Annotated in this window: 5 protein-coding genes; 4 read left to right on the top strand and 1 reads right to left on the bottom strand. The window is 32.1% G+C overall.

What is annotated here, in order from left to right; all coding sequences use genetic code 11:
- Window positions 1-550: 550 nt before the first annotated feature.
- The 4 genes from GZ996_RS11465 to GZ996_RS11450 all read left to right on the top strand — a co-directional run bounded on the left by GZ996_RS11465 (window position 551) and on the right by GZ996_RS11450 (window position 2,740).
- Window positions 551-1,120 (top strand): hypothetical protein, encoded by a 570-nt coding sequence (locus tag GZ996_RS11465; RefSeq protein ID WP_162012118.1) that lies wholly within the window; start codon window positions 551-553, stop codon window positions 1,118-1,120.
- 470 nt (window positions 1,121-1,590) lie between these two features.
- The gene (locus tag GZ996_RS11460; protein ID WP_161980598.1) at window positions 1,591-1,815 is read left to right on the top strand and encodes a hypothetical protein; all 225 of its coding nucleotides are present in this window, start codon (window positions 1,591-1,593) and stop codon (window positions 1,813-1,815) included.
- A 273-nt stretch (window positions 1,816-2,088) separates the two neighbouring features.
- Entirely contained in the window at window positions 2,089-2,268 is a 180-nt protein-coding gene (locus tag GZ996_RS11455; protein ID WP_161980597.1) for a hypothetical protein, read from the top strand.
- An 88-nt stretch (window positions 2,269-2,356) separates the two neighbouring features.
- The gene (locus tag GZ996_RS11450; protein WP_162012117.1) at window positions 2,357-2,740 is read left to right on the top strand and encodes a hypothetical protein; all 384 of its coding nucleotides are present in this window, start codon (window positions 2,357-2,359) and stop codon (window positions 2,738-2,740) included.
- 102 nt (window positions 2,741-2,842) lie between these two features.
- Here GZ996_RS11450 and GZ996_RS12020 read toward each other — a convergent pair.
- Window positions 2,843-3,042 (bottom strand): hypothetical protein (locus tag GZ996_RS12020; protein ID WP_238386433.1); only part of this gene is annotated, 200 nt, incomplete at its 5' end.

Here is a 3,042-nt window from a genome sequence, read left to right as displayed (position 1 = left end):
TTGATTTGTGTTATACTCTTTATACATAGTCATGGCTTTCTAGTTGTTTTGTGGTTATTATAATTATAAACCATGGCATAAGAAAACGAGCATCTCCAACTGCGGAAATGCCCGTTTTTTTTTGTGTTCTGAAACTAGTTTTTGCCCAGCCTCACTGATGTTATTGTTACTAATATTATTATTTTAAAGTAGGGGCTGGATTAGTTTTAACAAATTCTAAGCTGTTATCCCCAGATTCGGACAATGTTAACTTGATGATGTTGACTTTAATTTGTTGAGAGATAAGTGTAAGGAAGTTATTAAGTTTGATTGGTAAAAAAAGGAACTCATTTATTGGGTTCCTTTAGTTTTTGTATATAATTTTTACTGTTAACCCTTTTATTATATCATAAAAACGCTTACAAAAATAGACTTATTTTTTTGGAAAGTTGGGTGTATATTGGAAGTGATAAAAATAGAAATAAAGAAATAACTTGTTAGAAAGGAGAGTATTTGCTAAATAATCAAGTTATTTTATTAAAATTATGAAAATGTGATGGGGGTATTTGTTATGAAAAAAATTATATCAATGCTAGTGATATTTTCTATGATTTCAAATTTAAGTATACTTTATTTGAATAATAACTCTACTGTCTATGCAAGTAGTTTTACACAGATAAGTAATAGTTATGAGGAGACATCTAAGCTTCCATTTGCAGATCCAACAAAGGATATTCCAAATTATAGTAGTGAAGGAATATTTTCTACAAGAAGTGCTTCTGAAAGAGATATAAATTATTATAAAAAATTGGGATATAAAAATATTGAATATGGTAGTTGGAGTGGAGTAACTAATGTTATTAGTACTAAAGCTACTAGGATTGCGAAATTTGCAGTAACACAGATATTGGGATTGATACCTTCTAATGCTGTGAGAGGGGCGTTGTTATTGTATGATGTATCAGAAACATTAAAAACACAAGATACAGATATTTGGCCTACTGTTAATGCTAGATTTATTACAGCTACAGCTCCGGCTGGGTATAGAGTAATAATAGGCGAAGAATCAATTGTAAAATACTATTCAAATTCAGCTAGAACTAAATTAATTAAAACAATCCATAAGACATATTGGGTCTAATATGAAAAAAAATAAGTATTTAATTATTTTTGTAATTAGTAGTTATTTAATTTTTAATTTTATAGTTTCAGATGGGTATAGATATGAGAAAATATTTTATGGATTGATGGTTTTAGTTCTTATAGGAATAATAGTTATATCAAAGAATGAAAAATAAAAATGCTGGTGCAAGGTGCATCAGCTTTTTAAGTTGGGTTCGGCATTCGACTGATTCCACCGGAGGGGTATCAGTTTTGAGAATGAGCCGGACAAATCACGCAGTCGGTTACTTGAAGAAAAGAGCGAACTTGTTCGCTTGTGCAACCCTTTTCTTTAAGTGACAAGTGGTAGGCTCAAGCAGTCGAAAAACTGAGAAGCCTCTATAAATAATTTGATTAACAAAGCATTTTTATTGTGATATAGTACCTTGATTTATAGAAATGAAGCTATATCTTATGGCTAAAATGACACTATAACCAAAGCGTAAAGAGTTGGAAAAAGTTGCGAAACAGATTGAAGAATTAGAGAAAGAAGTAGCTTCTCAAATTGGAAGATGGGTAATCAATAATACTGCTTTTGATAACTTAAAAGATTTTCGTGAACATTATGAAATGCTTCAAAAGTTTTATGACGAAAATCATAATTTGGACAATAGCGGAGCGGTCCAAAATGAACCAAACGAAAATGGTAAACTACCGTTTGATATTGGTTCATAAACTGGGGTTCGAAGGGGATACGTTGAAAACGTGTCCCCTCGCAAGCACTATTTGTGGTAACAGATGGTATGCTTGCGATATGGTAGTGATACCATGGTTTGATGGTGGCACGTTTGGTCAAAATAGGTTTTGTGATTCGAAACCGTTGACCAAAAAATGACGAAGTGAGGTATTACTATGAATTTTGATTCAGAAATAAAATTACGGATAACGAGCGAGGAAAAAAGTATCATAAAAGAGATGTCTAACATATACAGAGTTAGCATGTCTGAAATGATACGTAAGCAAATTTTTGGCGATATGGAAGAATTAAAGAAGCGTTCAATGATGACAGATGAACAGTACTTTGGTATTGTTTCGGAGATTTCAAAGTTGTTTGAAAAGGTAGGTCTGATTGAAACTGATTTGCATAAAATAGGATCGGAATGGTGTAAAACGTCATGCAGTTGGTAAACGTCTTGATTCAAAATCAAAGAAATATACTAAAACATCAGTTTTAAAATCTATTGAATCTAATCAAAAATTTGAACCAGTTCAAGAAATGACTGATCTAGAAAAGATGTCATTCAAATATGAACTTGATAATTTAATTTATTGGGAATCTCATGAGGACTATACTGTGAGAAAGAATTCGCATTATGCTGATTTTTATGAAGAGTATAAACGTGAGCGTGAAGAAGCTGAACGCAGACGAGTTGAAATAAATAAACAAGAGCTTGAAGAAGTCATTGAAGTGGCTTCTGATGGCTCTAACGATCCATTAGACGTTGAGAATGTCCAAGATGATGTTATTTATCAACATGAGCCTAAAAACGGCTCTAATAGGTTGTCTGATGATGAATTGTTAGCTAGATTAGATATAATTGAATCTGAAGCGTTAGATTCAAAAATTGCTACAGGCCTTGATATAGAATTTGGCGGTTAAAGTTAGATCCTACTACTGCACGAGTGCCCACGAGTCTAAAACGAAGTGGGTTGAAGTGGCAGTAGTTAGTTCTAACGTTTATAAAAAAATAGGTAAACATGGCTAGATGTTTAACTTAAAGGGATGTTTTTGAAAAGAAGTCCCTTTTCTGAAAGAAGAATAAAATGCTGGTGCAAAATGAAAAGAACCCCTTATAATGGACAGTATAAAAAGTACTATACTGTTCTTATAAGGAGGTTCTTTTCTCATGGCTAAAAAAGGAAGTAAATTTACAAAGTATCCACCTGAATTCAAAATACAAG

Origin of the sequence: Streptococcus sp. S784/96/1, from assembly GCF_902729355.1 — a bacterium.
In the GTDB taxonomy this organism is placed as follows: Bacteria; Bacillota; Bacilli; order Lactobacillales; family Streptococcaceae; genus Streptococcus; species Streptococcus caledonicus.
This window is presented reverse-complemented; position numbering and strand designations above follow the sequence as displayed.